The organism is Vibrio sp. Vb0598 (genome assembly GCF_033338935.1).
GTDB lineage: Bacteria > Pseudomonadota > Gammaproteobacteria > Enterobacterales > Vibrionaceae > Vibrio > Vibrio alginolyticus.
In genome coordinates, this window is record NZ_JAWOTP010000298.1 from 1 (window position 1) to 1044 (window position 1044).

Sequence of the window (1044 nt, forward strand, 5' to 3'; positions counted from 1 at the left end):
GCATTATAGCGAGTTAAGGTGTTTGAGAAAGCAGTTCTTGAGCCCACTCTGTCGATTCATTGAATGCATCAGCTAGCTGAGTTTCCGTTAACTTCAAGACAGAGCAGTATCTTTCAGCCAGTTCCCAATCTGCTTGTTCGTAAGCAATACACATAGAAAGGAGATACCCAAGCACACCTTTTCGACTTGTCAGGGCGAGCTTGATGTCTTCATCGACGGGAATGTCTTCAATCACATCCGACAGAGGCTGATCGAGAAGCGAGCCTAATAATGAGAACATACCAGTCAGAAAGGCTTGTCCAGGATCGTACTTGGTTTTCATTTGGCTAAGCAAAATTTCACACATACGAGCGCGTTGAATAGCAAGCGAGTAGAGTGAATCGGGCTTGTCCTCTTGCACAGAAGCGATTGCAACCAGTGAAATAAAGCGTCGTAAACGTTCTTCGCCCAGATAAATCAGCGCCTGTCTAAACGATTTGATCTTGGTTGTGAGCGTGTAACCCGAGTTGACGTAAGTGAGCAACTTATAAGAAAGCGTCACATCAATAGAGAACAGACGCTCCACTTCATTGAAGTCGATGGGCTTATCAGCAATCTCTTTACACAACTGGATGACGGTTAAAAACGCCGGGTTGAGGCGCTTCTTTTGGATCATTTCTGGTTTACTAAAGAAGTAACCTTGGAAGTAGTTAAAACCAGCGTCAAGCGCTTGTTCAAACTCTTCATAGGTTTCGACTTTTTCAGCCAAAAAATCGATATTAAACTGGCTCAATGCTTGGATGAAAATTGCCGCTTTTTCAATTGGTACTAAACGAATATCAAATTTGATCATCGATACGTACGGAAGAAAGCGTTTCCAAGCCTTAGTTGGTACAAAGTCGTCGAGTGCAATTCGGTAGCCGCATTCGTGCAGATGTTTTATTGCATCGAGAAGCTCTTGCGTAGGCTCACAATCTTCGAGTACTTCAATAACCAGAGAATCTTTCGGAAACAGTGTCGGAACAAGGTTGACCAAGCTTTGGTGGGGAAAGTTAACAAAACCGA

At 43.6% G+C, this 1044-nt stretch carries 1 protein-coding gene; it reads right to left on the reverse strand.

Going from position 1 to position 1044, the window contains the following annotated elements; translation table 11 throughout:
- Positions 1-13: 13 nt before the first annotated feature.
- On the reverse strand, positions 14-1044 hold a 1031-nt coding region (locus R7Q38_RS24815), incomplete at its 5' end, for an EAL and HDOD domain-containing protein (RefSeq protein ID WP_318114725.1).